18 protein-coding genes are annotated in these 26,729 nt (G+C 49.7%); 1 reads left to right on the forward strand and 17 read right to left on the reverse strand.

Translation table 11 applies throughout. From position 1 onward, the window contains the following. Positions 1 to 11: 11 nt before the first annotated feature. From ACTQ3A_RS01700 to ACTQ3A_RS01780, 17 genes are all read right to left on the reverse strand, one after another. Positions 12 to 1,466 (reverse strand): FAD-dependent oxidoreductase, encoded by a 1,455-nt coding sequence (locus ACTQ3A_RS01700; protein WP_441099228.1) that lies wholly within the window; start codon positions 1,464 to 1,466, stop codon positions 12 to 14. A 39-nt stretch (positions 1,467 to 1,505) separates the two neighbouring features. Further along, positions 1,506 to 1,673 (reverse strand): hypothetical protein, encoded by a 168-nt coding sequence (locus ACTQ3A_RS01705; protein ID WP_441099229.1) that lies wholly within the window; start codon positions 1,671 to 1,673, stop codon positions 1,506 to 1,508. Positions 1,674 to 1,760: 87 nt separating this feature from the next. Then, positions 1,761 to 2,096: a nuclear transport factor 2 family protein gene (locus ACTQ3A_RS01710; protein ID WP_441099230.1), complete on the reverse strand. Its 336-nt coding sequence runs from the start codon at positions 2,094 to 2,096 to the stop codon at positions 1,761 to 1,763. Between the two features lie 17 nt (positions 2,097 to 2,113). Beyond that, positions 2,114 to 3,079, reverse strand: coding sequence for an ABC transporter ATP-binding protein (locus ACTQ3A_RS01715; RefSeq protein ID WP_441099231.1), 966 nt, complete (start codon positions 3,077 to 3,079; stop codon positions 2,114 to 2,116). After that, positions 3,072 to 4,061 (reverse strand): ABC transporter ATP-binding protein, encoded by a 990-nt coding sequence (locus tag ACTQ3A_RS01720; RefSeq protein ID WP_441099232.1) that lies wholly within the window; start codon positions 4,059 to 4,061, stop codon positions 3,072 to 3,074. Before ACTQ3A_RS01720 ends, ACTQ3A_RS01715 begins: the two co-directional genes overlap by 8 nt. Positions 4,062 to 4,074: 13 nt before the next feature. Continuing rightward, positions 4,075 to 4,983, reverse strand: coding sequence for an ABC transporter permease (locus ACTQ3A_RS01725; protein WP_441099233.1), 909 nt, complete (start codon positions 4,981 to 4,983; stop codon positions 4,075 to 4,077). A 15-nt stretch (positions 4,984 to 4,998) separates the two neighbouring features. Next, entirely contained in the window at positions 4,999 to 5,967 is a 969-nt protein-coding gene (locus tag ACTQ3A_RS01730; protein WP_441099234.1) for an ABC transporter permease, read from the reverse strand. 161 nt (positions 5,968 to 6,128) lie between these two features. Continuing rightward, complete coding sequence (locus ACTQ3A_RS01735; RefSeq protein WP_441099235.1) at positions 6,129 to 7,808, reverse strand: ABC transporter substrate-binding protein; 1,680 nt, start codon at positions 7,806 to 7,808, stop codon at positions 6,129 to 6,131. 262 nt (positions 7,809 to 8,070) lie between these two features. Further along, positions 8,071 to 10,488, reverse strand: a complete 2,418-nt coding sequence (locus tag ACTQ3A_RS01740) for a GH39 family glycosyl hydrolase (protein WP_441099236.1) — start codon at positions 10,486 to 10,488, stop codon at positions 8,071 to 8,073. 39 nt (positions 10,489 to 10,527) lie between these two features. Continuing rightward, complete coding sequence (locus ACTQ3A_RS01745; RefSeq protein WP_441099237.1) at positions 10,528 to 13,170, reverse strand: glycoside hydrolase family 2; 2,643 nt, start codon at positions 13,168 to 13,170, stop codon at positions 10,528 to 10,530. A 30-nt stretch (positions 13,171 to 13,200) separates the two neighbouring features. Then, entirely contained in the window at positions 13,201 to 14,610 is a 1,410-nt protein-coding gene (locus tag ACTQ3A_RS01750) for an MATE family efflux transporter (RefSeq protein ID WP_441099238.1), read from the reverse strand. A 391-nt stretch (positions 14,611 to 15,001) separates the two neighbouring features. After that, positions 15,002 to 16,621 (reverse strand): glycoside hydrolase family 43 protein, encoded by a 1,620-nt coding sequence (locus ACTQ3A_RS01755; protein WP_441099239.1) that lies wholly within the window; start codon positions 16,619 to 16,621, stop codon positions 15,002 to 15,004. Between the two features lie 152 nt (positions 16,622 to 16,773). Continuing rightward, positions 16,774 to 19,014 carry a glycoside hydrolase family 3 N-terminal domain-containing protein gene (locus ACTQ3A_RS01760; protein WP_441099240.1) on the reverse strand — a complete coding sequence of 747 codons (2,241 nt, stop codon included), beginning with the start codon at positions 19,012 to 19,014 and terminating at the stop codon, positions 16,774 to 16,776. 110 nt (positions 19,015 to 19,124) lie between these two features. After that, positions 19,125 to 20,159 (reverse strand): alpha/beta hydrolase, encoded by a 1,035-nt coding sequence (locus tag ACTQ3A_RS01765; RefSeq protein ID WP_441099241.1) that lies wholly within the window; start codon positions 20,157 to 20,159, stop codon positions 19,125 to 19,127. Between the two features lie 124 nt (positions 20,160 to 20,283). Further along, a complete protein-coding gene (locus ACTQ3A_RS01770; protein WP_441099242.1) occupies positions 20,284 to 21,216 on the reverse strand; it encodes a flavodoxin family protein in 933 nt (310 codons plus the stop codon). 249 nt (positions 21,217 to 21,465) lie between these two features. After that, positions 21,466 to 22,413 carry a flavodoxin family protein gene (locus ACTQ3A_RS01775; protein WP_441099243.1) on the reverse strand — a complete coding sequence of 316 codons (948 nt, stop codon included), beginning with the start codon at positions 22,411 to 22,413 and terminating at the stop codon, positions 21,466 to 21,468. Positions 22,414 to 22,603: 190 nt separating this feature from the next. After that, positions 22,604 to 24,052: an MFS transporter gene (locus ACTQ3A_RS01780; RefSeq protein ID WP_441099244.1), complete on the reverse strand. Its 1,449-nt coding sequence runs from the start codon at positions 24,050 to 24,052 to the stop codon at positions 22,604 to 22,606. A 228-nt stretch (positions 24,053 to 24,280) separates the two neighbouring features. Here ACTQ3A_RS01780 and ACTQ3A_RS01785 point away from each other — a divergent pair, with 228 nt between their 5' ends. Then, complete coding sequence (locus ACTQ3A_RS01785; protein ID WP_441495226.1) at positions 24,281 to 26,689, forward strand: helix-turn-helix domain-containing protein; 2,409 nt, start codon at positions 24,281 to 24,283, stop codon at positions 26,687 to 26,689. The last annotated feature ends 40 nt before the right edge of the window (positions 26,690 to 26,729 follow it).

Genomic DNA, 26,729 nt, shown 5'->3' on the forward strand with positions numbered 1-26,729 from the left:
CTCCTCTATAATCAGTCTTCATCCTCTACAAATTCCGCAGCTTCCATACCTGCAATCCTGCCGCTGTTGACAGCAAATCCCATGGAGTTGCCCGGAAGCAGGAACATGTAAGAATCATCGTAAATGTTGCAGGCATCTGCGCCGGCAGCATACAGACCCGGAATCGGCTCAAAGTCCTTATCGCATGCCTCACAGTTTTCATTGATCCGGATGCCTCCGACCGTACCATATCCGCCCGGACGAATGGCTGCCGCATAGTACGGTGCTTTTACAAGTGGGCGAAGATATTTTTTGCGCTTGAAGAACTCTTCATCTGTGCTGTCGCAGTAATCGTTATATTCCTCGACGGTTTCTACCAGATTGTCAGCGTCGATTCCTGTCTTCTCCGCCAGCTCCTCAATACTGTCAGCCACGTAGAGTCCCTTATTGCCGCTCTCCTCTGCCTGTTTCACTCCCTCGATAAAGTCGGATACATCAGGATTTGTACGAACCATGGAAATCTCATCCACGCCGTTGCGCATATAGTATTTCACAATGGAACTGTCTACAATACTGAACAGCTTGCGCTCCTTCTGATGAGATGCCGCGTTGCTCAGGAATGTCGTGTTCTGCATCTGTTCCTCATCCATGACACGCTTGCCGAACAGGTTTACAAGAAGATTCGGCTGCATCAGAACATTGGGCACGCTCTGCGGAAGTTCATCGATTCCTTCAAAGTTTGCCGCCTGCTCAATGCGTACCGGCACATGGTCTACGCCGGCTTCCCATGCCATACGAATTCCGTCTCCGACATTTCCCGGGATTGCGAAGTTGAACATGTCTTTTCCGAACTCATATCCGGTCTCTTCCTTGATCAGCTTCGGGTTTGCGCCGGCACCTCCGGTAGCAATGATTGCCGCCTTGCAGGCGATCGTGATCTCTTTGCCCTCTTTATCTGTGGCAAGGACACCACATACATGACCATTCTCGTCTTTCAGAATTTTCTTTCCCGGGGTCTCAAGCATAACCTTTACACCCAGCTCCTGTGCCCTTGCAAACAGGGCCTTGTTCATAAAGGAAGCCGCGCGCGGTCCGATTCCCTGATCTGTCTTTACGATGTGCCAGGTCGGCTCGCTCTTTGTGAAGTACTTATAAGCGCCTTCGAATTCAACGCCCATGTCCTCAAGCCACTCGATCGTCTCCGCGGACTGTTCAAAATATCTCTTCATCAGACGGGCGTCTACATTGTAATGGGTGTACTCCATAAACATGTTGAGTGCCTTCTCAACAGTGATGTCATACATCTGTCTCTTCTGGTATTTGGAACCGATTGCCAACGGGCCCATTCCCATGTTGGCCGCGCCGCCGACTGCTGCATTTTTCTCGATCAGGATGACATCCGCGCCATCCTCGGCAGCCTGAACAGCTGCGCATAATCCTGCGGGGCCACCCGCAATTACTACAATCTGGGTTTCAAAATCTGCCATATCTCTCCTCATTTCCGGACCGTTCGTCCATGTGTTCTGTCAAAGCTTTTCAATTGTCACATCTTTATTACTGTACTTCTTATTTTTCCTGCTGAACTTTTTGATTTTCAGCTTCAGTGCTTCTGATTTTGCCGATGCACTTTCCCTCAGCCTGGTTTCTTTCCTGATTTCTGGCATTATTGTATTGCAGTCTGATGCCGGATGCATTTCCTTTACAAACCCATCCCGCGAAAAAAAATGACATCCTCCTGCCTGTTTTTTTCGCCAGGTCAGAAAAGATGTCATATTTTGACCTCAGCAGGGCTGAAGCACGTCCCAGTGCTCCGCAAGCTGTCCTCCCTGAATCCGGTAGATATCGACCACTCTGCATTTGGTATTGCCTTCCGGATCCACATTTTTCAGATAAACAGCCACCATATCTCCTTCCGAGATAATCATCTGAATCTCCAACCGGAAGGTCGGTTCATCAATGAATTTCTGACGAAAGCCGTCCATCAGTCCCTTTCTTCCCTGTGCAACGCCGGGATTGTGCTGTTTATAATCCTCCCGGACATATTTCCGTGCTGCATCTAAATTATGCTCATTGAAGAACTCTTTATACATTGCTGTAATAATTTCTTTATTGGTCATGCAAGCCTCCTGTTCTGTTATTTCACAAACTTTTCCGCATAATGACACGCAACCAGATGATTCGGGCGCATCTCGCGAAGCTTAGGCTCCTCCTGACGACACTTTTCTGTCGCATATGGGCATCTCTTGGCAAACCGGCAGCACGGCTTAGGGTTGATTGGAGAGGTAAGTTCTCCCTTCAGTACCATCCGTTCATGCTTCGCGTGCACATCCGGAATCGGAATCGCGGACAGGAGCGCCTGCGAATAGGGATGAATCGTGTCACGGAAAATTTCATCTGCCGGGCATTTTTCAATCATCTGCCCCAGATACATCACGGCAATATCGTCTGAGATATGCTTTACCACCGACATATCATGCGTGATGAACATATAAGTCAGACCTCTCTGCTCCTGCAAATCCATCAGCAGATTCAGAATCTGCGCCTGAATGGACACATCCAACGCGGAAACCGGCTCATCACAGACGATAAAACTCGGGTTCAGTGAGAGCGCGCGGGCAATTCCGATTCGCTGACGACGACCGCCGTCCAGCTCATGCGGATAAGCTGTTTCGAGACGCTTTGCCAGACCAACCAGCTCCATCATCTCCTTCGCCTTGTCCTCTACCTCCTTCTTGCTCAGATTCTTATTATTTACCCTGATCGGTTCCTCGATCAGCTGCAATACGTCCATACGCGGATCCAGAGAAGCATACGGATCCTGAAAAATCATCTGGATATGAGAACGATACTCCTTTTTGAATTTTTTCAGAGGCATACCCGCAATATCCACGCCATTATACAGAACCTCACCGCTGGTCGGCTCATGCAGACGCATCAGAGTTTTCCCCAGTGTTGATTTTCCGCATCCGGATTCCCCGACGATTCCGATCGTCTTTCCCTTCTCAATATTAAAAGTGACGTTATCAACCGCATGGAGTGCCCCGCGCGGAGTGGAAAAATATTTTTTTAAATTTCTGACTTCCAGAAGATTCTCACTCATTCTTGTCCGCCTCCCATTCCGGTGTGTACTGGAAACACTTCGCATAATGTCCCGCCTCTACATTGACGATCCACGGATCATGTTCGGCGCACGCCGCCTTCTTTTCCGTGCATCTGTCGCAGAAGCTGCATCCGGTCGGCAGATCGGATGGATCGCAGACCATTCCCGGAATCACGTGAAGACGCTTCACTTCCTTGTCCAGACTTGGAATAGACTGATACAATGCCCTGGTATATGGGTGTTTCGGATTATCAAACACCTGCTCGGTTGTACCGTATTCCACGATCTCCCCCGCATACATTACTGCGCAGTGATCGCACATCTCTGCCACCACACCCAGATCGTGGGTAATCAGAATCATCGAAGTTCCCTTCTCCTTCTGAAGTTTTCGCATCATGTCAAGGATCTGTGCCTGAATCGTTACATCCAGTGCTGTGGTCGGCTCATCAGCAATCAAAAGATCCGGCTCGCAGGCAAGGGCAATCGCAATCACAATCCTCTGCTTCATGCCGCCGGAAAACTGATGCGGATACTCCTTATATCGTTCCGGGACGATTCCTACCATGGCAAGCATTTCCTGCGCACGCTTCAACGCCTCTACCTTCGAGCAGTTGTCATGAAGCTCCACTACCTCGGCGATCTGATCGCCGACAGTTTTCACAGGGTTCAGAGCCGTCATAGGATCCTGGAAGATCATGGAGATCTTCTTGCCCCGGATAGCACGCATCTCTTTTTCAGAGCACTTCATCAGATCCTCTCCTTCAAAATTAATGCTGCCCTGAATAACATGCCCTACTTTAGGCGGCAACAGCCGCATGATTCCAAGAGCCGTCGTCGTCTTGCCGGCTCCGGTCTCGCCGACCAGACCAAGGATTTCTCCTTTTTCCAGAGAGAGATTAATTTTATTTACGGCTTCGACAACCTCTTCATCGGTTTCATAATGTATTACAAGATCTCTGATATCTAATATTCTCTCACCCATTTTCGCCGTCTCCTTAATTCATCTTCGGGTCAAATGCATCACGGAGACCATCGCCCATCAGATTAAATGCAAAGCAGGTAACCATGATCATCAACGCCGGGAATACCATCATATAGGGTGCTGATGTCAGATAAGATTTTCCGTCGTTCAGAATCAGTCCCCATTCCGGTGTAGGAGCAGCAAGACCGACGCCAATGTAGCTCATGGAAGACATCATCATGATCGAAACTGCAAGGAATCCGACAAAGAAAATGACCATAATACCGGCAGCATTCGGAATCATATGTTTCATGATCAGCTGGAACTTGCTGCATCCGATCGCCTCAGAAGATTCGATGTAGTCGTTTCCACGCACCCGGAGAATCGCAGCGCGGTTGTTACGCGCCATGGTGGGCATCGAAGCAAACATAATTGCAGCGACCAGCTGGGGAATGCCATTTCCAAGGACAGCCACAATGCACATAGCCATCATGATCATCGGTATAGCCTGGAAGATATCCATAATACGCATGATGACTGTATCCACTTTGCCGCCGAAATATCCGGCAATGATACCAAGCAATCCGCCGCTGAACAGTGCCGCCAGCGTACAGAAGACTGCGATCAGCAGGGAATATCTGGTGCCATAAATACACCGGCTGAAGATATCGCGCCCGAACTGGTCGGTACCGAACAGATGGACGGAGCTCGGCTTCTGCATCATAGCCGTATAGTCCTGCGACTGATAGTCATAAGGAGCAATCACCGGCGCAAGAATCGCGATCACAATCAGTGCCGCAACAATGATCAGTCCGACAAGCGCGGTCGGATTTCTCCGGAAACGCTTCCATGCTTCATAGGATGGGGTAATCCTCCTTGGTCTTTTCCGTCTTGCATTCTTTCTTTCAATTTTCTCCATCGCGGGAGTATGCATTTTTGCCATTTTTATCTGCCTCCCTTAAGCAACTGCCGGTTTGGCTTTCTTCTGTTTCTTCTCACCGGCAATAATTGTCGTTTTCAGTCTCGGATCAATCAGTACGAACGCGATATCTACCAGAAGATTGATCACAACCAGAACAATAGCGATGATCAGCGCTCCTCCAAGAATGGATGGGTAGTTTCTCTGTGTGATAGAGTCAACAATATATTTACCGACTCCCGGAACTCCGAAGACGGTCTCAACAACCATGCCGCCACCGATCGAGTTGCCCAGAGAAGTTCCGACTGACTGCGCCACCGGAATCATCGCGTTGCGAAGTGCATGATGATATGTGATGTTATGTTCGGTCTGGCCCTTGGCCCTTGCCGTCCGAATATAGTCCTCGCCGAGAACCTCCAGCATGGAAGACCGCGTGATACGGGTATAACCCGCAATGGACGGAAGTCCGATACAGAGCATCGGCATGATATAGCCGAGCGGATTTTCTATGCCGGATGTCGGAAGGACATGCAGCTTTACTGCGAATACCAGGATCAGAACGAGACCGACAACGAACTCCGGCACTGACTGAAAGAACATCGAGATGACCAGAACAAGCGAGTCTATCCACGTGTATTTCTTCAGAGCAGATATGATGCCCAGAATGATTCCCAGAAACGCGCCGATTGCAACTGCTCCGAGCGTTATAATTCCGGAGGTTTTCAGTCTCGGAAGAATCTCTGAGAGAACCGGTTCGCCCGTTCTGTAGGAGTTGCCGAAATCCCCATGACATACACCACCGATATATCTCACATATTGTACCAGCACGGGATCATTCAGTCCCAACTCTTCTCTTTTCTCATCGATCTGCTCCTGCGTGGCATTGTTGCCCAGAATCTGTCTGGCCGGATCACCGGGGGTGACCGTTTTCAGGGCAAAGATGATTGCCGAAACGCCAATCAGGATCGGGATGAGAAGAAGAATACGTTTGATAATATATTTGAACATAATTTTTCTCCCTGTTTGATAAAGATGAATCCTGTTTTTCTCAAAGAATGGCACCGCGAAGAGGATTCCTCCACGGTGCTCTGACATTGATTCCAATGGAAGATTCAGATCTGAATTTTTCTGTTATTCAGTGAATCTGATCGATGTCCGGGGCCAGACGCTTACTCCGCCTCGTAGAAGTTGGTGGCATCCAGGAATCCGCGCTCTCTGGTCGTGTATCCCTTCAGATTCTTTGCCAGAATTGATGCTTTCATCTCCGGATAGAGATTGGAAACAATGCACTGCTCCTTCATTGTCTTCTCGAGCGCTCCTGCTTCCTCCTTTGCCTTTGCACTATCTGTCTCCTCGATCAGCTGTGTGATTGCCGCGTCGATCTCCGGTGTGGTGACCTTAGGTCCGCCGATGACAAATCCGGAATCAATGGTCGCCTGCTGCATGAAACACATCAGTGTAGGATATCTCTCGGCGGTGTACTCTCCAACCATGATGAGATCATAATTTCCGCCGAATGCATTCTGTACAAAGGTCGGGGTATCGGTAATATCGATCTTCAGGGTGATGCCGATCTTGGAAAGGTTCTCCTGCATAACAGTATAGATTGGGTTTACATCCTGAAGGCCGATGGCGGTCAGCTCAACCGATCCGTCAGTTGCGATGCCGGCATCCTCCAGAATCTTCTTTGCTCCATCGATATCGACAGCCCTTTCTTCTGTCGTGTAGGTCTGGTTGTAATATGGACTGTCATCCTCAAAATAGCCCAGCGCCGGTTTACCGAAACCTGCGGTTCCGACCTGTGCAATCGCGTCAAAATCAAGTGCCTTGTCGATCGCCTGGCGAAGCGCAAGCTCCTTTGTCGGATGAGAATCTGTCATGTTGTACCAGAGGTGTGCCACCTGTCCGAAGGTGTATACGCAAGTCTGTACGGCGTCGTTATCCTTGAAGGTCGCCGCCTGTGATACCGGCATGTCATATGCCACCTGCGCGTCGCCGGACTCAACAGCCATCTCACGTGCTGCCGCATCATTGGTGAATGTAAAGGTAATCGTCTTATAGTATCCCTTGTAATCCTTGTTCCAGTAATTATCATTTCTTTCAAGGACAATGTTCTGTCCCTGATTCCAGGATTTGAATTTGTACTTTCCGCATCCCATCACCGGGTTCTTGCATGCCGCGTCCAGTCCGCCGGCTGCGTTTACCTCATCCTCGCTGACGATTCCGAAGTTGGTCATCGTCATCATCTCCAGCATGGCTGGAGCGGCAATGTTATACTCAATCGTAACCTTGTTGTCCGCGTCCTTCGTGGCTCCGACCAGGAAACGTCCGGTATCCGAGGTGGCCGAAGCAGTCTTCCATACGTTTACGGAATATACAACGTCGTCCGCCGTCAGCGGAGATCCGTCAGTCATTGTCACTCCGTCACGAAGCGTAAACTGCAGATGCGTTCCGTCCGTCCAGTTCCACTCCGTTGCAAGCTCCGGAATAATCTCACCTGTCTTCTGATCCTTGGCAACCAGAGTATCCAGGATCGCACCGCTGACGATCTGTTCCTCATTTTCCGTTGTGCCGTTACCGGCTCCCCAGATTGCGGAGGGCTCCGAAGCCAGGCCAATCGTGATGTTTTTGTCTGTCACCTCTGTATTGGCCGGGTCAGTGTTTGCAGTCAGGACTCCCGCAGCCTGTGCATTTGCGTCCGCCTGAGCCTGACCGGATGTTGCTACAACCGCATTAGAGGTTGAGGCAGCTCCGTTTGAAGATGCATCGGAAGCTTTGCTCCCGCACCCCGCCATGGAAAACGCCATCACCCCGGCGAGTCCCATCATTGCCATTTTCCCGAGTTTCATTCTTCTCCTCCTTTAATGATTCGTGAAAGACAGTTGTTCCTTCTCCAACTGTGATCATTGTATCAGGTGTGCTGTTTTTTATATTCTCCGCAATTTGTTCCTTTTCCATCAGAAAATGACTTCATGCGAAGATTTGTCTGAAAGGAGGTCAAAATATGACAGGTCAGGTGGTGGTTTTTGTCTGCTTCTCAGACTGGTCTCTGCGATCCGAGTTTTCAACCGGCCATCCAGTTTAATAAATCTGACTGGTGCCTTCTTCTGTCTATCTGACTTTGTGAATCCGGATAACGGCGATCTCGTTCGGCTGCAGTTGTTCTTCAATCATGAGCACTCCACCGATCGCCTCTGTTCTGCAAATTGTCATATTCGGCTCGCAGGCTCTGCGGAAATACTTGATGTCATTTCGCGACGGTTCCTTCTCAAAATCCAGATCCTCCCAGATCTTCAGCACACTCCCATAGTCATCGTTGATCCGATACATCTTGACGGTGTACTCCCCGTCGACAGCATCTGATATCCGGATCCGGATATTGATTTTTTTACGCTCCTCATAGTATTTCCACATGTTTGAACGGTCCAGCTCGGTTTCATTTGTCAGGTAGTAGTTGTAATTCAACCGCTGCTGATTGTGACAGACTACCGCATAGTTGTCATGCCGGTCAGTCGTCAATAGATAATTCCTGGTTTTCCCAAGATAATACGGAAAAAGCCTGTGATTCATAAAATCAAAGGCAAAGGCAGCCGGCTTCAGAATTCCGTCATTAGTCAGAAGCCCTGTCCCTCCGAACAGGATATCCGAAGTATCGAAATAGCTGAACACACGATCACTGCCTGCCCCATAGCCCATCTCGTCCACCAGACCATAAACGTCGATAATATTTTTTATAATATATGCGCCCTTGAAGGTTGTATCATTGATGTAATTTCGTACACTTGGTGTCAGATTCCACTCATTCACATACACCGGAACATCAGAAAAACCGGCTTCACGGATCAGTTTTTTCTCCCGGGTCAGCATATGCAGCAGAGCCTCATTGTCCGTTGTCCTCTTTGCGAATTCATCGAGTCCATCCCCGCCTCTCTCATATCCATAATACATGATCGATATAAAATCAGGCCTGTTTCCCTCCAGGTTCCACCGTTTCAGAAAATCTGCTCTTCTTTCCGCGCCGGCATCCATGCGAATGCTGTATCCGCCGAACTGGATCTTCTCATTGCATTCCTTAATCAGTCTTTTTGTGACCCGGAACTTCTCCAGATACAGCTCGTTGTACTTGTCGGGTTCTCTTCTCAGATCCTCGTCATACCAGAGCTCCATCTTCCAGTCGTCAAGTGCGTCCTGCCCATAACGGTTTGACAAATGGCGGAGAAAGGCTCTCATCAGTCTCTCCCACATCTCCATGGTTTCCTGCTTCGGCCACCCGCTTTCCTCCGCTCCGGGACTGATTCTTCCGATTTCATAGTGGAGAACATCCGGCTTCATCCCCAGTTCGATAAACGGCTTCATCCCCTGCTCCAGAATGAAATCGAGGATCGAATCAATCTGGCTGAAGTGGTAGTCCGCCTCCTGCGTAGGATCGATATACAGCTCTCTGGAAAAAATATTCCAGAACCGCACATATTCAAATCCCAGTGCCTGATGCAGAATCAGGAGCTGTTCCCGAACCGCGGAATTCAGTATCGCAGCTGCAGATCCGAAATTGATGATTTTGTCCCAGAACATCTGCAGCGGCTCACTTTGCTGTGCTGAAAAATTGCCGGAACAAATCGCCGCATGCGCATCCCCTGTGTCTTTCTCCGTTTTTTCGACCAGTACCTTTTCCAGTTTCTTCTCCAGTGTCTTCCAGCGAACCTCATTCTCCTTCTTCTTATCGGAAGACGTGGACTTCTTCCGGAACTCCGAAGGTGTCACTCCATACGCCTTCTTAAAGTCTTTATTGAAAAGTGCCGCCGAGGTAAAACCGTTGTTATATGCGATCCGCGTGATCGGCGCGTCAGTATAAAGCAAATCATCCGCCGCATGGTACACCCTGACATTGGTCAGATAACTTGCGAAACTCATCCCATAATTCTTCTTGAAAAACCGGGAGAGGTACCCGTTCGACAGAAAGAGCTTCTCGGAAAGATCCTTCATGCTGATCGCCTGATCATAATTTGCATAAATATAGTTGTTAATCTGCTGCAGCCTCTCCTCGTAGCGGTCACCTTCTTCTGCATCTGCCTCGATGTCATTTCCGGGCTTTATCATAAAATTTGCAGTCAGGTTGTTCAGAATCGCATAGCAATCGCTCAGATAACTGAAACTTGCAGAATTCTCTCCCGTCTCAATGTAGTGATTCAGCATTCTGCGAAGAAGAATCCTGAGATCTTCATAGCGCCCATTCTCAGACACGGAGGAATCGCACCAAAAAATCACGTCGCGGGTTTGCATGGTTTCGGAGATCAGCGAGGTGTCGAACATCTGAATCATAAAGAGAACCTCTCCTGCCGAACGGAGCACATGCCGTTTATTGGTGTTCACAATCAGAATATCTTCCTTTTTCATATGTGAGATCTTATTTTCAACACTGACCTCCAGACTTCCCTCCAGTACAAAGACCAGCACCATCTCCTGTCGGAAATTCTCCACTCCGTTGGCCTGATCATATACTTCTGTTCTGAACTTTTCTTTTCCGATCATTGTTCTCTGTTCTCCTGAATCAAATGAAATACTACTCCTTTACATGAGGTAGAGACGAATTTTACCGGACATGCCGGTCGGATCTGTAACCTCATGGCAAAAATCAAATGGTGCCGAGGGATACTTTCTCTGCTCCCTCGCCGGGGTAGTCGCAACCTCACAGACGATCTCGTTCTCTCCCTCCTGCAGCAGTCCCCGAAGATCCACTGTATAGGGCGGCGTCAGGCAAATGCCGGCCGTCTTTCCGTTGACCGTCACGCGGAAAACATCAAATACCTGCTCCGCTGACAGATATCCCTGATGCCAATTTTCCTTCAGATGAAAGGATTTCCGGTAACGGATTACGCCGGAAAAATCCGGATGATCTTCACTGTAAGGTCTTAAGCTCTTCTCTTCCTTTTCTGTTCCAAATGCCGGATAGTCGATGGCTTTCACTGCTGAAACCATCCATTCACCGGACAGATCAAAAACCTCTTTTACCCCCGCCAGAATATCTGACAGCGGCCGGTAGATTTCCGGTTCCTCTTCTTCCTCATTCTTCTCTACAAGCAGACAGCTGCCTCCTGCAGGCAGCTCTACCACCGCCCGTCCCTCTTCGTCGGTTTTCACTGTCCGGCGGATCTCCTCAAAAAGATCCTCATAGAAGGCATCACCCGAAAACGGGAGCTTTACACGGCCCCTGAAGTTCCGGTCCGCCGATTCGTTAAAGAGCATCAGGATCTGTTTTCCATCCTTCTCATAGAAGTATGCAGACAGATCCGGAAAATCCTGATCAAGAAGCGGTTCCGCCCATCCCCTTGCCTGAAGCTCCCCGGCAAGATCCTCTGGTGCAAGAAGTCCGAATCTCTGCTTCCAGGTTTCATCCTCCGGAGCGATTCTTTCCTCGTCCATCAAAATAGCTTCCGGATACCCTCCGATGAAAAACACCGGAAATCCGGGATCCTTTCTGCAAAATGCAAGCAGACGCTCCGGCAGGTACTGTGCATAAGGGATAAGAAGGGTATCAAACTCTTCTCCGTTAATGTTCAGCTTTCCGCCCCCGACGCTGCCATTCCATGCCGGAAGATCGGCCAGCATGTCCAGGCTGACGATATCAAAATCAATCTGGTGCGTCATAAGTACCCTGCACACCTTCTGCATCGGCATCGATTTTCCTGTCCAGTCCGCTTCTGCGTCATAGAGAAGAGCGATCCGCGCCGGATGCTTCCCTCCATTAAGTACCCCGCACATGCGGTTTGCGTATTTCATCAATTCCGCAAAGAAGGGAAATTCCGGGTTGTTGCCGCGCGCGTAAAAATGAGGAGGGCAGTCAAAATCCGGGTACTCCGCCATCGAAAATGCGTGCGGTACCAGGTAATTAACACCTCTTACAAGAAGATGATCCAGAAGATGCTTCATATCCCGCACTCCGAAGTTCCATCCATAGGCACCGAAAAGCTCACACATGGTGCGTCCTTTCTTTTTCGGGTCCAGATGACCGCCGGAGGCTCCCAGTTTACCGAGAGTATAGTGAAAGAATTCTCCGTCCGCCGTAAGCGGTCCCATGCTCATCCGCTGCTGTACCGGCGCACCGTACACGATCTGGCCGCCGATGCTGTCGATTCCCGCCATGTCCTGTCCGCTCATGGCGCGGAACCAGTGGCCCGCGCCAAGTCCGAGCCTGCTGTGCAGCCCGTTGTCTTCTACCACATGCCCGATGTATTCGACTCCGTGCGCATGACACCATTCTCCGATCGGACGGGAAAAATCCCTCTCATAAAGTCTGGAGACGCAGTCCATATAGTCATACCGGATCTGCGGCTGCAGCCTGTGATCCGCGCTGTCCGCAAAGAGCAATGCCAGATAAACAAGATAATTGTCCCTCCAGCGTTCCTTCAGCATATCTGCCAGCTCCACGCTCCACGGAAGCGGCATCCCCGGTCTTCCGAGCCTGGTATCATTGCTCTGGTCCGTAATGTTACCCAGCTGCGGTTCGTCCGAGAAAAAGCCGGCGATCACCGTTCCGAACAGATCTCCGTAATGCTGGTAGTGCGCCTCATAGACGCCTTCAATCTGCGTGTGTGCGGACACAGCATCGATCATATTGATGTAGCTCTCATTTCCTCCATCCGTCCGGGTCGTATAAATCACATGGATTCTCCACTGCCCCTCCGGAAGCTCAAATCGGATCCTGTCACCGCCGTCATAGAGTCCCGTCAGATCGATCCCCTTCTCATGAAAGCTCCCGCCCTCTGCAAATGGCACAGCAACGATTGAAACGACACGATTGTTTGCCCGTTCTTTCTCGTTGACCGGCTGTCCGATCTGCCAGAAGCCGATCGTCGGCTTCATCATGCGGCTGACCTGCAATTCATGCGGCCGCCTCGATCCGAATACATCACAGACCGTGCAGGCAAGATACTGTTTTTTTCTTTCGGGATATCTGGATTCAATCAATCCGTTGGCGTAGCCGGTCGGAAAATGCTTATCGTCCAGAATCCAGATTCTCATGTTTCTTTTCTTTGCTTCATCAATGACAATATCCATGTCATGCCACCATCCGGGGCCGCAAAAATCTTTGTGCGGGCGCGCTTCCACGCAAACTGCCTTGATCCCGCAGAAATCGATTTTACTTATTTCCTCCCGGATGATCTCTTCCTTCTCTCCACGCATCCAGAGAAATGGTAAAATATAGTTATTCATGTTCATTCTCCCCCTTAACCGTGTTTTCTCCTACTCACTGCTTCTTTTCTGCTCTTTCAAACGATTCTGCGCTGCCTCACATTTAATTTTCCATTTTCCGCCGCGATAACGAAGCAAACCAATCAGGGCCGATCCTGTCCATCCGATCGGTGTTGCCCACCACACACCAAAATATCCGGCAATAGCCGCAAATACAAAGGAAAGAACACTTCTGGCTCCGATTTCACACCCGCTCATCCAGATTGTCGGCGCAATATCCGAAGCGCTTCTCAGAAAGTTCTGAAAGATAAATACAAATCCCAGGACAGGTGCAAAGATTGCCGTAATCCTGACCATCGGAACACCGATTTCGACCACCTGCCTGCTGTCGGTAAAAATTCCGATCACCTGAGGAGCAAAGAAAAACATAATCACACCCATAACGACGGTGTAAATCAGGTTGATCAGATAGCCGCAGCGCATTCCCGCTTTCACTCGTTCATATTCTCTGGCACCAATATTCTGGCCGCAGAAGGTTCCGATTGCCATCCCGATAGAAAAGCTCAAACACATGAAGATCTGTTCGGTGCGGTTTCCCGCCGCGTAAGCCGCAGCCGCATCCGATCCGAACTGATTGACCGCTCTCTGCATGAACATAGCGGAGATGACAACGATCGCCGACGACAAAGCCGATGGGATCCCGATTCGGAAAATCTCCCGGATAATTGCTCTGTCAATAAACACGTTTCCACCCAGTTCCTCCCTTCGAAAGTGAAAGGCTTCTGTTCTGCAAAGCGCATAAACCAGACAATAGAGTCCGGAAACTAACTGGGAGATCACCGTGGCAATGGCAACTCCGAATACGCCCATACCAAAAGAAACGACAAAGAGAACATCCAGTGTCACATTCAGCAGGGATGCCACAATCAAAGCAACCAGCGGAGTTACAGAGTCTCCGACCGCACGAAGGCACGATGACATTGCATTATACAGACTGGTCGCCAAACCCCCTGCGCAGATTGTCCGCAGATATATTGTTGCATCCGGAAGCACATCCGAAGGCGTCCCGAGCAGATATAGAAGTTCTCCACAAGAAACCAGCCCGACCGCCATTAAAGCGCCCCCTGTGACCATAATCATTGCAATTGAAGTGGCAAATGATTTCCGCACCTGCTCATTGTCTCCGCTTCCGTATGCCTGCGCGAGCAGAACCGATGCCGCTGCGGAAAATCCTGTGACCAAAGCTATGGTCAGATTGTAGGCGGCACCGCAGCCCCCTACCGCTGCCAGAGCATTTTTCCCTACGAACTGACCCACCACAATCGAATCCACCATATTGTAGACCTGCTGAAAGACAGACCCGATAAACAGCGGCAGCGCAAAGCGCATGATCAGTCCGAAGGGCTTTCCTTCTGTCATGTTCAGGTTTTTGTTACTATCAAAAAAATCATTAACCTTCATTCTACCATACATCCTATTAACGCAAGTTGACAACAAAAGGGAAAAGCGAAAAGGCCGCCGCACCAGGCAATTCCGTGAATCAAAGGCGTCTGTAACCGCATTTCTGCAGCTGTCATGCCTGGAAATCGGATAAATGATTCACTCTGTGCTATATGTGCGGCAGCCTCTCATAAAACTGAATGGCTGTATTCTGTTTCAACCTGTATTGATTTTACACTGCTTCTCTTCTAAAAATCTGATAAATATTTTGATAAATCAGTGGAAACAGATCAACATTTGATATCCCACGCCATTATTATTATGTCTAGTTTCTTTTTTCACATGTTTTTTGAAACTTGATAGAGATAACATGCGATACGGTTTGCACCGGCGACATCCGCGGAACCTTTATTCACAACAGCTCAGCCCAGTCAAAGACTGCCCAGTTATCGGTCTCAGTTCCATTTCCGGAAGCAAACATTCCAAGCATGGTACCAACCATTCCTCCAACCTCTTCCGGATTGATTTTTCTCCCGTCCGCATGCTCGAAGAAGACTTCGAGGTGGTCTTCGTCCGGACCCGTGAGAAATGTGTAATCCTGTCCTTTCGCTTCCAGCCTCATAATCAACGGTGTTTCCTTTATCTCCGCCTGTTTCAGAATCTGTTCCGTCGTCCTGCTCTCGTATCCCGGCATAAAAGGGAGCCCTTTCTGCCAGGTCGTAACCAGTACAAGCGTGAGCATCTGCCTTCCGTCCCTGCAGCGTTTTTCCAGCCGGTACTGGTGATTGGAGGCCTGCATGATGACCATTCCTGCAGACTCTTGCCCGTGTGCGGTAAAATCCATTGAAATCGTAAAGCGAAAATCACGTTTCCGCTGTCTTCTTCCGAGAAAGCTCACATTGTCATCCCGGCTCATATCCACATGCTGCGGATCTAGTGGCTTTAAGGCACACGCCATCGGCCGCTCCAGACATTTCAGGTGCAGCGCACTGTTCTCCAGTTTCCAAAAATCCATATACGGTGTGCCCCAGAAATTCCAGCACAGATCCAACCTGTCTTCTTCAAAGTCATCCCTCTTTTTTTCCTCCGGGTACTCCGTCCACGGAAGAGAAGAATCTGCCAGATACTCAGACTCAACTCTTCCTGTCGCAGGACTGAAGACAGGCCAGCCTCTCTGCCATTCAACCGGGCAGATAAAGGTCTCTCTTCCCAGATTCATATGCTGCCCCTCGATCAACCGGACACCCAACTCAACCGCATACCATTTTCCATCCGGCGTATCCACAAGATCTGCGTGGCCGATATTTTCAATCGGATAATTCCATCCCAGATTCCGATGTGTCAGAACCGGATTGGCAGGATCTCCCTCATACCACCCGTCAACGCTCTTACATCGGGCCACCGTCACAGAATGATTGTGCTCGGTTCCTCCCTCCGCGATCATCAGATAGTAAAAATCTCCTGCGTGATACAGGTGCGGAGATTCCGGCGCCCAGGCATTCCGCAGTGCGCTGTTCCAGATTTTTGTTCTTGGACCGGCCACATGAAATCCGGCAATATCATAAGGAGTCAGATAAATTGCCCGTCCGTTATCCTGCTCCTGGTCGTCACCGGGGCTTACAAGATAACATTTTCCATCATGATCAAAAAACAGAGAACAGTCAATATCAGGCACATCGGTGATCCAGTGCGGTGCAGACCAGGGACCGGCCGGATCTTTGGCGGTTACAATAAAATTCCCCTTGTCTCCGAAATTTGCGTTGATAATATAAAAAGTTCCTTCATGATAGCGAATTGTCGGTGCCATGACTCCTCCGGCAAAGATATTCGCTCCCACATGAAAGCCGTTATCACGCGTCATTGCGTAACCGATCTGTTCCCAGTGCGCCAGATCTCTGCTGTGGAAGACCGGGATTCCCGGATAAAGTTCAAAGCTGGAATTCACCAGGTAGTAGTCATCTCCCACACGGCAGATAGACGGATCCGGATAAAAACCCGGAATAATTGGATTCTTAATTTTTCTTTCTTCCATCACGGATTCCTCCTGTGTTTTCTTTCTGTTAAAATTCTGATAAGCCACTAAATGATGATAACCATTCAGCAGCCCGATCTCGGGAGCCAGCGGTTCCCGAGATGCAGAGAGTCCGGGAGTCTTCGGCTCCAGAACACATCATAATTTTAAAATCAAATCACCGGATAATCCTGCTCTCTTTCTACTCCTTCAAAGGAAAGCCGGATCTCCTGCATCATCTCCGTTGTCGAATCCTGACCTGCGTAGATACGGAAGAGACCGTCCTCCAGCCGGTATTTTCCCTCGTTATTCCAGAACCCCATATTTTTTTTCTCCAGAACGCATGTCACTGTCTTCTCCTCTCCAGATGCAAGCTCCGCCTTCGCAAACCCCTTGAGTTCACGGATGGGACGCACCAATGATGCTGTGACGTCCTGCATATAGAACTGGACTGTCGCCCGACCGGAACATTTCCCTGTATTCTTCACCTTTACAGAAATCCCAAGAACGTTGCCATTATCTTCTACCTTCAGATCACGCAAAGCGAAGGTTGTGTAACTTAATCCGAAACCGAACGGATACAACGCCTGGAAGGGTGCGTCCAGGTAACGGGAGGTGAACTTGAAGTTCGATGCGGGGCGGCCTGTATTCGGATGATTGTAATAGATCGGACACTGCCCGGTGACTGCAGGGAAAGAGGACGATAAACGCCCTTCCGGATTCTTTTTTCCCGACAGAATATGCGCAATGGCATTTCCCATCTGAATTCCCAGATGCCATCCTTCCAATATTGCGGGAACATGCTCCGCCTCCCAGCCGAGCGCCAGCGGCCTTCCGTTCATCAGTACAAGCACTACCGGCTTTCCCGATGCCAGAAGCTTCTCCACAAGCTGTCTCTGGGCTCCCGGAAGCGTAATATCCGCACGAGAGGAGGCTTCACCAGACATAGCGACTGTCTCGCCGAGCACTGCGACGATTACGTCGCCATAGGAACATGCCTCTTCTGCTTCCGACTCGTTGATCCCGCCCTCCGGACCTCCGCATGGGAAATATCTGACGTTCGAAAACTCTCTCTTCATCCCGTCAAGAATCGTAACACAGTCCTTTTCTTTCCAGCTCATCGCCCATGCACCGATGATCTGTTCTTTATCATTCGCCAGATTTCCGACCAGACTGATCTTTGTATCTCTGGCGAGAGGAAGAATATCACCTTCATTTTTCAGCAGAACTGCTGATTCCTCAGCAGCTCTGAGCGCCAGCTCCACGTGTTTCTCGGGAAGTGTATCAAACCTTCCGATTTCCTCCTCCGGTGTATACGGATGTTCGAAGAGCCCAAGCCACATCTTGACCTCCAGAATTCTCCGGCAGGCATCGTCGATGACGGACATCGAAAGCTTTCCCTCTTCTATCAGCTTCTTCAGGTTGTTCAGATATATTTCCGTTCCCATGTCCATGTCAAGCCCGGCATCCGCCGCTTGACGTCCGGCATCTGCTTCGTCTTCCGCAATCCCGTGGACAACGCATTCCCTGATGGCATTGGCATCGCTTACGATGAACCCGGGAAATCCGTAATGTTTTTTCATGATGGAACGAAGCAGCCACGGATTAACGGTGCTTGGAACGCCATTCAGATCATTGAAAGAAGCCATGACCGTCTGCGCGCCTTCTTCAACTGCAGCCCGGAAGGGCTCCAGGTAATTGTTGAACAGAACATGATTTGCCATGCTCACGGTGTTGTAATCTTTTCCGGATTCCACCGCGCCGTAACCCACAAAATGCTTCAGACAGGCAGCTACATACTGTCCCGGGGAGGAATGATCGTTCTGCAGTCCCCTGACCTTTGCTCTGGCAAAGACAGAAGCAAGGCAGGGATCTTCGCCCGGTCCCTCGGAAACGCGCCCCCAGCGCGCATCTCTCGCGATATCCAGCATCGGCGCAAAGTGCCAGGCCACGCCGCAGGCTCTGGATTCCCGCGCCGCCATGGAAGCGGTCTCCTCCATCAGCTCCGGATCAAAACTTCCCGCCTCGGCAATGGCGATCGGATAGACGGAACGGAACCCATGAATGACGTCAAGTCCAAAAAGCAGCGGGATTCCCAGACGGGTTTCCTCCACCGCGATCCGCTGCAGTTCGTTGCATTTCTCAGGATCCTGTACCATCAGAGACCCGACCAGTCCCTTCCGGATTGCATCCTCGTGGTAATCGGTCTCTGCGGTGCTCATGATTTTCTGGAATTCTTCCTTTGACAGTCTTCCGTCTGTCATCATCTCTATTAACTGCTCGAAGGGCACGTCAAATCCTCCGACAATCGAGACTGACTCCTGATTCATCTGGCCTATTTTTTCTTCCAGCGTCATGCTGGCCAGCAGCTCTTCCACCCGGTCTCGCTGTTCTTCTGTGAGTCTGGCAGCCATGTCTATCCTCCTCCTAATTTCTCCTGTCTTTTGAGATCTGTACGATTAGTTTTATTTCTTTGATGATCTGTATTGCTGGTCCTGTTTCCTGCCATATCTGCGTGTTTCACTCAGATATTTGGCACCTTTCCAAGCTTTTCATCGAGCTCGTCAAAACGATCCGTTTCAATTCCACGCTCCGCCAGCAGATCTCTGAGCTTCATTGAACTCAAAATTCCCATCATATCTTCAAAGGTGAGTTCCGGACTGAACGGGACAATCTCCTTCCGCATTTTCTCTATCGTGTCCGTCAGCACTTTTTTTGCCTCCGGATTGCCGAAAATGCGGCCGATCGTGCAGTCAAGAGAAAGCCACGCCTCGTGATCGTCGCTGATATGGCTCTTACATCTGGGTTTCGTAAGTCCCTGCTCCGTAAATTCCCCAAACACATCCCGCAGCCATCCGATGCTGTCGCCGACCCAGTTCTTCGCCCGATCCGAAATCAGCGTTGAAATCGACTGGATGCTGTGATCCGCAGTAGAAAAACCATGCGGTCCGAAATCATAGATATGACATTCAAAAGATGTCTGGTATTGATTCAGCGCGTTCATCATATCCAGCGTGTTCTGAATCGGGACGACATTGTCTGTACGGGTCGCAAAGAGGAAGCACGGGCAGGTCTTCTCATCCACGGCCTCTACGATCGAGGGGCCATCCGGCATGATCTCGTGCGTAGTATCCCCGCGAAGAACCGCATATCCGAGAATCGCGGCATTCGGCCTGTTTTTTGCCATCGTCGCAGCCGCTCCCGCAAGATGTCCGCCTGCAGAAAAACCGATGACCGCTATCTTATCCGGAAGGACATGCCACTCCTCCGCTCTTTCACGAATAAGTCCCATCGCCTGATCATAGTCATTCAGCGGATTCGGCCATACCGCGTTCTCTTTCACAGAGTACCGCAGGATAAAAGCATCAAATCCGGCTTCCAGATATGGAAAGGCGACCGGATCCGCTTCACGGTCTGAGCAGAACTGATAGCCTCCGCCCGGCAGAATCAAAACTGCCGGCCGGTTCAGAACCGAACGGTATTCTCCGCCCACATCCTGCACCATTGCTGTCAGAGTTACATTTCTTTCTTCATTCAGTACAATCGTTTCTGTATGCATTGTTTTTCCTCCTTGCAGTATATACAGCACCAGCTCCCCAGACCACAGTTCTTCCGATTACTGTGACTTGGGGAGCTGGAAAATAATTAGACCCAAATACCGCTATATGACCGGGTGATAATCCTTACATCTCATCCTGCATTACGCGGAATTTTGCTACATATTCATCAAACTTCGGATAACGGTCGCGGCGGTTCAGTTCTACCTGATGCTCCATTACGCCTGTAAATTTCAGGCGGCTTCTGTCCTGCTGCTCCTTAGAGTAAACAGCCTTGATCTCACCGTCTACCATCTTCAGCTCACCATAAATGCCGCAGATCGGGCAGGAGATCTTATTATGTCCCATCATGGTCACCTCATTGCAATGGCATACCGGACAGGTACCCGGATCGGATTCCCATGTGATTTCACTGGTCTTCATATCCAGGGCATCCACCATCCGGCGTCCCATACGCTCTGACTGCTCCGTCAGCATCCTTGCGCGGTCTGGAACATAAGAGCCATAAGCATCCAGCTGGTCTACCACCTTCATGTTCAGACTCATACCGAACAGGTTCATGCTGGGAAGGCCATAAGATACCCAGTTCTGCGTCGTAGCACCACCGACCGAGATATAAGAAACCAGGTGTCTCTTCAGGCAGTTTTCCGGAAGCGGAACAAAGCCTTCCGTATCCTCTCGAAGGGCGTTTTCGAAAAGCATATAAGCCTTGTCGTGTGCCGGTCCGAAACGATCGATGAAATTCTTGAGCTGACCGGTCTGTGCAAGCACATACACCGGTGCCGCCAGAATGATTCCGTCAGCTGCCAGAACTGCGTCCGAGAGTGCTTCAAAATCATCCTTCTGAATACAGCTGATCTGCTCAACGCCGCTCTGGAGCTTTCTGGAGCAGGCTCCGCATCCGATACAATGCGTAATCTTCAGCTTCATGCAATCGATAATTTCAAATTCGACATCCTTGCCTTCCGCTTCCTTTTTTGCTGCCTCCATGGCCGCATCCAGAAATTTTCTGCAGTTTCCATGTGCACGTCCAAAGTTAAGCCCAAGTATTTTTTTCATCTTTTCCTCCTGTATGATATCTTTTGTTTCTTTACTTTCTGCCATACGCTTTTCCGTATTCCCGAATAGGACGGCGTCCGTCTCAAAAACAAATCAACATTTTCATACAAGAGGATATCATGCGGCAGCTGGCTTATCATCTTCTCAAATCACCTGATTGAAGGGATTATTTTGACCTGTTCATTCTCTGCATGCCTGACAAAAGGTCATTATCATATAAGAGGATATGACTTACCGCGCCAGTGCATGTTACTCCCCCACATGCATATATTTTATCTTCAGTTCCTTCAGCCCTGTTACCTTCTTCTGGGTAACAGCGCCGTTTGCGATTTCATTTCTGTGCTCCAGCTTCCCCGCGTATGTCATGCGGGATCTTGCCTGTTCCGCAGTCGGCCACTCGTAGCGAATTTTTCCGTCTTTTACGAGAACTTTTCCGTTGGTACCGCAGATTGCACACTCCACAAGGTCAGAGCCCTGATGTACGCGCACCATGCTCTGATGGCAGACCGGACATACATAATCGCCGGATCCTCTCCATTTTGTCCGTTCTTCATCATTTGATGCAGCGAGCGCTTCGATCACATGCTGCGCCATCTCATCCATCCGCTCCATCTGTTCCGGAACACCCAGCACATGTTCAACATTCATGGCGCCGTAATACACATGTGTGTCAATCACATCTACGCCGGTGGACATCATTGCTTCATACATCACCGGAATCGTCATGATGGTCCAGTTCTCGGTTCTCGCGCCCCCGACCGCAAGCAGACAGCCGACGCGCGGCTTGAACACTCTCTCATCAGGAAGCAGAGGGTTTCCGCTTGCGATACGCTCTTTTTTCGCCTCTGTCAGGAAGGCAAGATCATGGCTCGGTCCCATGCGGTCGCAGAAGGTTTTGAAGGTACCGGAGGGAGATGTCTCGTAAACCGGAGATCCGATCAGCACCGCATCCGCGGAGTAGAACGCATCCTCTACAATGTGGAAATCATCTTTGTGAATGCAGGTGCCGTTGGATCTGCCGCTCATGATCCCTCCGACACACGCACAGCATCCCGTGCACGGCTCAATGTTCAGATCGTCCGGCCGGATAAACTGAATCTCATGTCCCGCCTCCTGACATTTAATCAATACTTCCTTCAGCATTACATCGGTGTTGGACATTTTTCGTCCGAAGGAAATCGCTACTACTTTGCTCATATAAATCCTCCCCGTTTTATACCGGATATTTTCAAAAAGCTGCGGTGACAAAGTCCAATCGTCGCCGCAGCTCCTTTTTCATTATACTATTAATATCGATACGATCAACTTATCTCTGTTTCAACTGTTTTTATATCTTTTGCGTTACGTTTTTCAGCGTGTCAAACGCTAATTCTCTGACAGCAGTGACTTACAGATGTTCATTATCTGCCTCAATAGCCGCATCTGTCTCAGCCTCTGCTTTGGCATTTTTCTCCGCCTTTGCTCCTCTGCGGGCTTCAAGTTCTGCATAAATCTGATCCATTTTCTTCGGAGACAGATCATAGAAGAAAATAACAATTGCCGAGACAAGAATAACTGCTGCAGGGAACAGATTGACAATCGCATTGATTCCCAACTTGACGGAAGCCGTCTGCTCTACATTCGGAACATATCCGATGGCATTCAGAAGCTGTACGGTTACTACACCACTGACAGCGGTAGCCAGTTTTACGGCAAATCCGACAAAGGAGAATGTCAGGCCGACCTCACGCACCCCATATTTCCAGTCGCCGTACTCGATGGAATCTGCCATCATGCCGGGTGCAATTGCTCCGTTGCACATGCACAGTCCGATAATTGCGGAGAATACAAACAGCAGACGAATATCTGTTCCAAAGAAAAAGATTCCAATCAGAGCGGCAATCTGAATGAACGTCGTGATCAGCATATAGCCCTTCTTTGTGAAAGTCTTTGTACCCCATGGAAGGGATGCATTGCCGATCAGCTGGCAGACCGTCATGGTTGTAAAGATCGGTGCGATCATCATCGGATTGCCTACCACGTACAGGATATAAAAGGTCAGCATGGACATCCGGGCCATTGCTCCGATCGCTCCGGAGAACGTAGACAGAATGGTAATCACAATATTCTTGTTCTTGAATACCGCCGGGAGCGCTTCCTTGAGCGGCGTATGTTTTGCTTCGGTCATAGCGACTTCGTCCGGTCTCTCCTTGCATCCGGCAAAGCAGGTCCAGAAACAGGGAAGCAGGGCGATGGATGCAATCAGGGCGGTCATGAAATAGCCATGCGCGTTCGGTGTCTCTGATTTTCCGAAGAACAGGATGAGCGGCATGGATACCGCAGAAAGTACAATACCGATGGCGCCGGATCCGACTGCGCGGCAGGAGGCATAGTTCATACGAACCTGAGAATCTTTCGCGATCAGATTTACCAGACCCTGATAAGGAATGCAGACTGCTGTGTAAGACATCCCCGCACCAATATACGTCAGGAGAGCAAGTACAACCTTCATGGTACCCGACACATTAAAGGTCGAAAAGGTCAGCAGATTGAAAATAGACAGGGCAATCGGTGCAAAGAGCAAATACGGTCTGAATTTACCCCAGCGTGATTTCGTCTTGTCGGCAATGACTCCCATCATCGGGTCGTTGACAGCGTCCCAGACACGTGCAATGATAAAGATCATCGAGATTGCGGCAGCGGACAGTCCCAAGATGTCTGTGTAAAAGACCGTCAGATAGGTACTGATCATGTACCAGGACATCTGACACCCGACTTCACCCATGCCATAAAACGCACCGGTCCGCCAGTTCGTTTTTTCCTTTGCCGCAGGCGCGGCAGATATTGAATTACTCATGTATTCCTCCTCGCCCTGTATCCTTCAGGGCCCTCATAAATTGTAATTGAAGTATAGAGCAGAACCCCCTCCCTCTGCGAGGAGAAACGGATCAAATCATTGCGCATTTTTTGCGCATTCCATGCATTTTGCTTCATAACGCAATAATTCATTTGCATTTTTCTCACTTTTGAAATACTATATTTGTAATCGAAAGTACTAAGAAAAACCATTTTATTGAATCATTCCATGAAAAAGGAAGTGGTACATCTCATGCAAAAACAGCTTCCCGGCTACAAGATTTCATTTTTACCGTCCGGAGAGATGACAACAGATGGCCCCGATCTGCACCTGTTTTATGTTATCAAAGGCACCTGCCACTATTGCCGGGGTAATGATGCCGAAGAGGTTGATGCCGCCCAGACCGCTGTTTTCCTTGTAAACCATGCAGAATCAGCTCACATTGTAATACCGGCACGCGCTATCCTGGGCTGTCTTTCCATCGATTACTATGCTCTCTGCGCTTCCGCCGGTGTGTCGCGCCTTCTCTTTCACCTTGACGCCCCCGTAAATGACAGCGACGCTGATCAGGTACTGATTAAAAGTCTGCAGAATCTGTTTCTTCATGCCATCGAGCATTCGCCCCGGAATTATTATCCGGACATTCAGTCCATCTGTCAGATTCTGTCCGATCTGATCGATCATTATCAGGTTTCTGTCTCCCTGCCAGGAAAAGACACATTTTCCTCTATTCTGGAAAATATCTACCAGAATCTCAGCGGAGATGTCAGTCTGCAGGCCATTGCCGACAGTCTCTTTATGTCGCCTTCCACGGTTTCCCGGATCTTTTATAAAGAGGCCGGCATTCACCTTAAGGACTTCATTCGCAGACACCGGCTCGAGGCTGTTGCCGATGAACTCACTGAAAATGACAAGAGCATTCTCCGCATTGCCACCGATAACGGATTTTCGAGTCCATCCACCCTGAACCGGGAATTCCGGAACTATTTCGGGGTTACTCCGTCCCAATACCGAAAAGAAAAAAGAGAGCTGCCGAACCGACAAATCCCAAGCCCGGAAAGCAATCAGGAGTCGATTCGCAGGGCGCTCCGCCAGGATATGCGCAAGAGTAAGCTTTCTCAGGAAACTTTAACCATAGACGCGGACATCCACGCCGGTTCGCCCATGAAGAAATGGCAGAACCACGTGCTGAACGTCGGATCCGTCTACGCACTTACGTCTGCGATCATGCAGGCTCAGGTTCTACAGCTCGCCGAAGAACTTTCTCCGATTTACATCCGTCTGTGGAATATCTTTGATCTGCGCCTTCTGATGCAGGCCGAAGGCCGCCCGGAACTGAACTTCGCCCGATTGGATGAAGTCCTCGATTTCTGCACGGATCATCAGCTGCGTCTTTTTCTGGATCTCAGTCCGAGACGGAATCTGGCAAGGGCAAGCGAACAATCTGTCATCTATGACCGTGAGGAAAATATCATTTTTGAAAGCGAGAGACTCTGGCTGGAAGCATTGAATGACCTTCTTCAGCATCTTCGGGATCGTTACGGGCCGAAGACAGTCAGCCGGTGGGTTTTCGAATTCTCTTTCTTCCTGAATGAAAGTCCTTATTACATAGACCCCCACTACAGCAGTTCCAGAGTCTGGGAGCTTGGATATTCCGCTATTCGCCGGATCGTTCCCGGAGCCAGGATCGCCGGACCGGGCATGATCGGAACCGAAGACACTGAGTTTCTCAACATGCTGTTGGACAGCTATTTGCTTCCTGACAGGTATCCCGATATTTTTACTGCAATGGCCTTCCCGTATAATTCCCCCCTGAGCAATGGAGATCATCGTGTCTCTGCACAACAGACGTTTCAGCGGATCTCAGACCCGGACTCCATAACACGGCAGATTGACATCATGCTTCAGGTATTGAAAAATCATTCTTTCAGCGGAAAGATTTATATCACTGACTGGGGATACAGTGTTGCGAACCGGAACTACCTGCAGGACAGCTGCTTTCGGGCGGCATATTCCATACATACCATTCTGGCCGAATACGAACAGGTTTCTGCCATGGGCATCTTCTATGCCTCCGATCTGCTGAATATCTTCTCGGACAATGCCGCTATTCTCTCCGGAAGCGGAGGCATCCTCTCCAGAAACGGAATTCACAAGCCGGTATATTACGCGTTTGAAATGATGATGCATCTCGGTCGTTCCCGTATCTATCAGGACAGTCACGTACTGATCACTTCCGACGGCAGCCGTGACCTCCGCATTCTATGTCATAACCTGCAGATGCCGGCTTCCCAGTACTATTTTTCTGAGGAAAACTCTCTGCGGCCGGCAGATGTCGATACTCTGTTCCGCGACCGGGAGGAACTTCAGGTCAGTATCTCTATCCGGGTGGATCCCGAAATCACAAACTGGCAGGTGCATCATGTCACGCTGAACAGCGAGGCTGGAAGTGTACTGTCCAAATGGAAGAACTATGGATTTGAAACCGATCTTTCCCGGGTTGACATCGATTACATCCGGCAAACCGCGATCCCGGACATGAGGTCTCACAGAGTAACCGTCCGAAACGGAAAACTTCTTCTCGAGCTGACCTTAAAAGTCAATGAGCTGCGTTCCATCCGCCTCACTGCAAGGTAAAAGCGAGATAAAACACGCTGCGCGAGTTTTATCTCGCTAT

The organism is Bilifractor sp. LCP21S3_F8 (genome assembly GCF_052117805.1).
In the GTDB taxonomy this organism is placed as follows: domain Bacteria; phylum Bacillota; class Clostridia; order Lachnospirales; family Lachnospiraceae; genus Bilifractor.

Bases quoted from the DNA above. Each gene is read 5' to 3' on its own strand.
- ACTQ3A_RS01700 (WP_441099228.1), bottom strand. From the start codon at position 1,466: ATGGCAGATTTTGAAACCCAGATTGTAGTAATTGCGGGTGGCCCCGCA.
- ACTQ3A_RS01705 (WP_441099229.1), bottom strand. From the start codon at position 1,673: ATGCATCCGGCATCAGACTGCAATACAATAATGCCAGAAATCAGGAAA.
- ACTQ3A_RS01710 (WP_441099230.1), bottom strand. From the start codon at position 2,096: ATGACCAATAAAGAAATTATTACAGCAATGTATAAAGAGTTCTTCAAT.
- ACTQ3A_RS01715 (WP_441099231.1), bottom strand. From the start codon at position 3,079: ATGAGTGAGAATCTTCTGGAAGTCAGAAATTTAAAAAAATATTTTTCC.
- ACTQ3A_RS01720 (WP_441099232.1), bottom strand. From the start codon at position 4,061: ATGGGTGAGAGAATATTAGATATCAGAGATCTTGTAATACATTATGAA.
- ACTQ3A_RS01725 (WP_441099233.1), bottom strand. From the start codon at position 4,983: ATGGCAAAAATGCATACTCCCGCGATGGAGAAAATTGAAAGAAAGAAT.
- ACTQ3A_RS01730 (WP_441099234.1), bottom strand. From the start codon at position 5,967: ATGTTCAAATATATTATCAAACGTATTCTTCTTCTCATCCCGATCCTG.
- ACTQ3A_RS01735 (WP_441099235.1), bottom strand. From the start codon at position 7,808: ATGAAACTCGGGAAAATGGCAATGATGGGACTCGCCGGGGTGATGGCG.
- ACTQ3A_RS01740 (WP_441099236.1), bottom strand. From the start codon at position 10,488: ATGATCGGAAAAGAAAAGTTCAGAACAGAAGTATATGATCAGGCCAAC.
- ACTQ3A_RS01745 (WP_441099237.1), bottom strand. From the start codon at position 13,170: ATGAATAACTATATTTTACCATTTCTCTGGATGCGTGGAGAGAAGGAA.
- ACTQ3A_RS01750 (WP_441099238.1), bottom strand. From the start codon at position 14,610: ATGAAGGTTAATGATTTTTTTGATAGTAACAAAAACCTGAACATGACA.
- ACTQ3A_RS01755 (WP_441099239.1), bottom strand. From the start codon at position 16,621: ATGGAAGAAAGAAAAATTAAGAATCCAATTATTCCGGGTTTTTATCCG.
- ACTQ3A_RS01760 (WP_441099240.1), bottom strand. From the start codon at position 19,014: ATGGCTGCCAGACTCACAGAAGAACAGCGAGACCGGGTGGAAGAGCTG.
- ACTQ3A_RS01765 (WP_441099241.1), bottom strand. From the start codon at position 20,159: ATGCATACAGAAACGATTGTACTGAATGAAGAAAGAAATGTAACTCTG.
- ACTQ3A_RS01770 (WP_441099242.1), bottom strand. From the start codon at position 21,216: ATGAAAAAAATACTTGGGCTTAACTTTGGACGTGCACATGGAAACTGC.
- ACTQ3A_RS01775 (WP_441099243.1), bottom strand. From the start codon at position 22,413: ATGAGCAAAGTAGTAGCGATTTCCTTCGGACGAAAAATGTCCAACACC.
- ACTQ3A_RS01780 (WP_441099244.1), bottom strand. From the start codon at position 24,052: ATGAGTAATTCAATATCTGCCGCGCCTGCGGCAAAGGAAAAAACGAAC.
- ACTQ3A_RS01785 (WP_441495226.1), top strand. From the start codon at position 24,281: ATGAAAAAGGAAGTGGTACATCTCATGCAAAAACAGCTTCCCGGCTAC.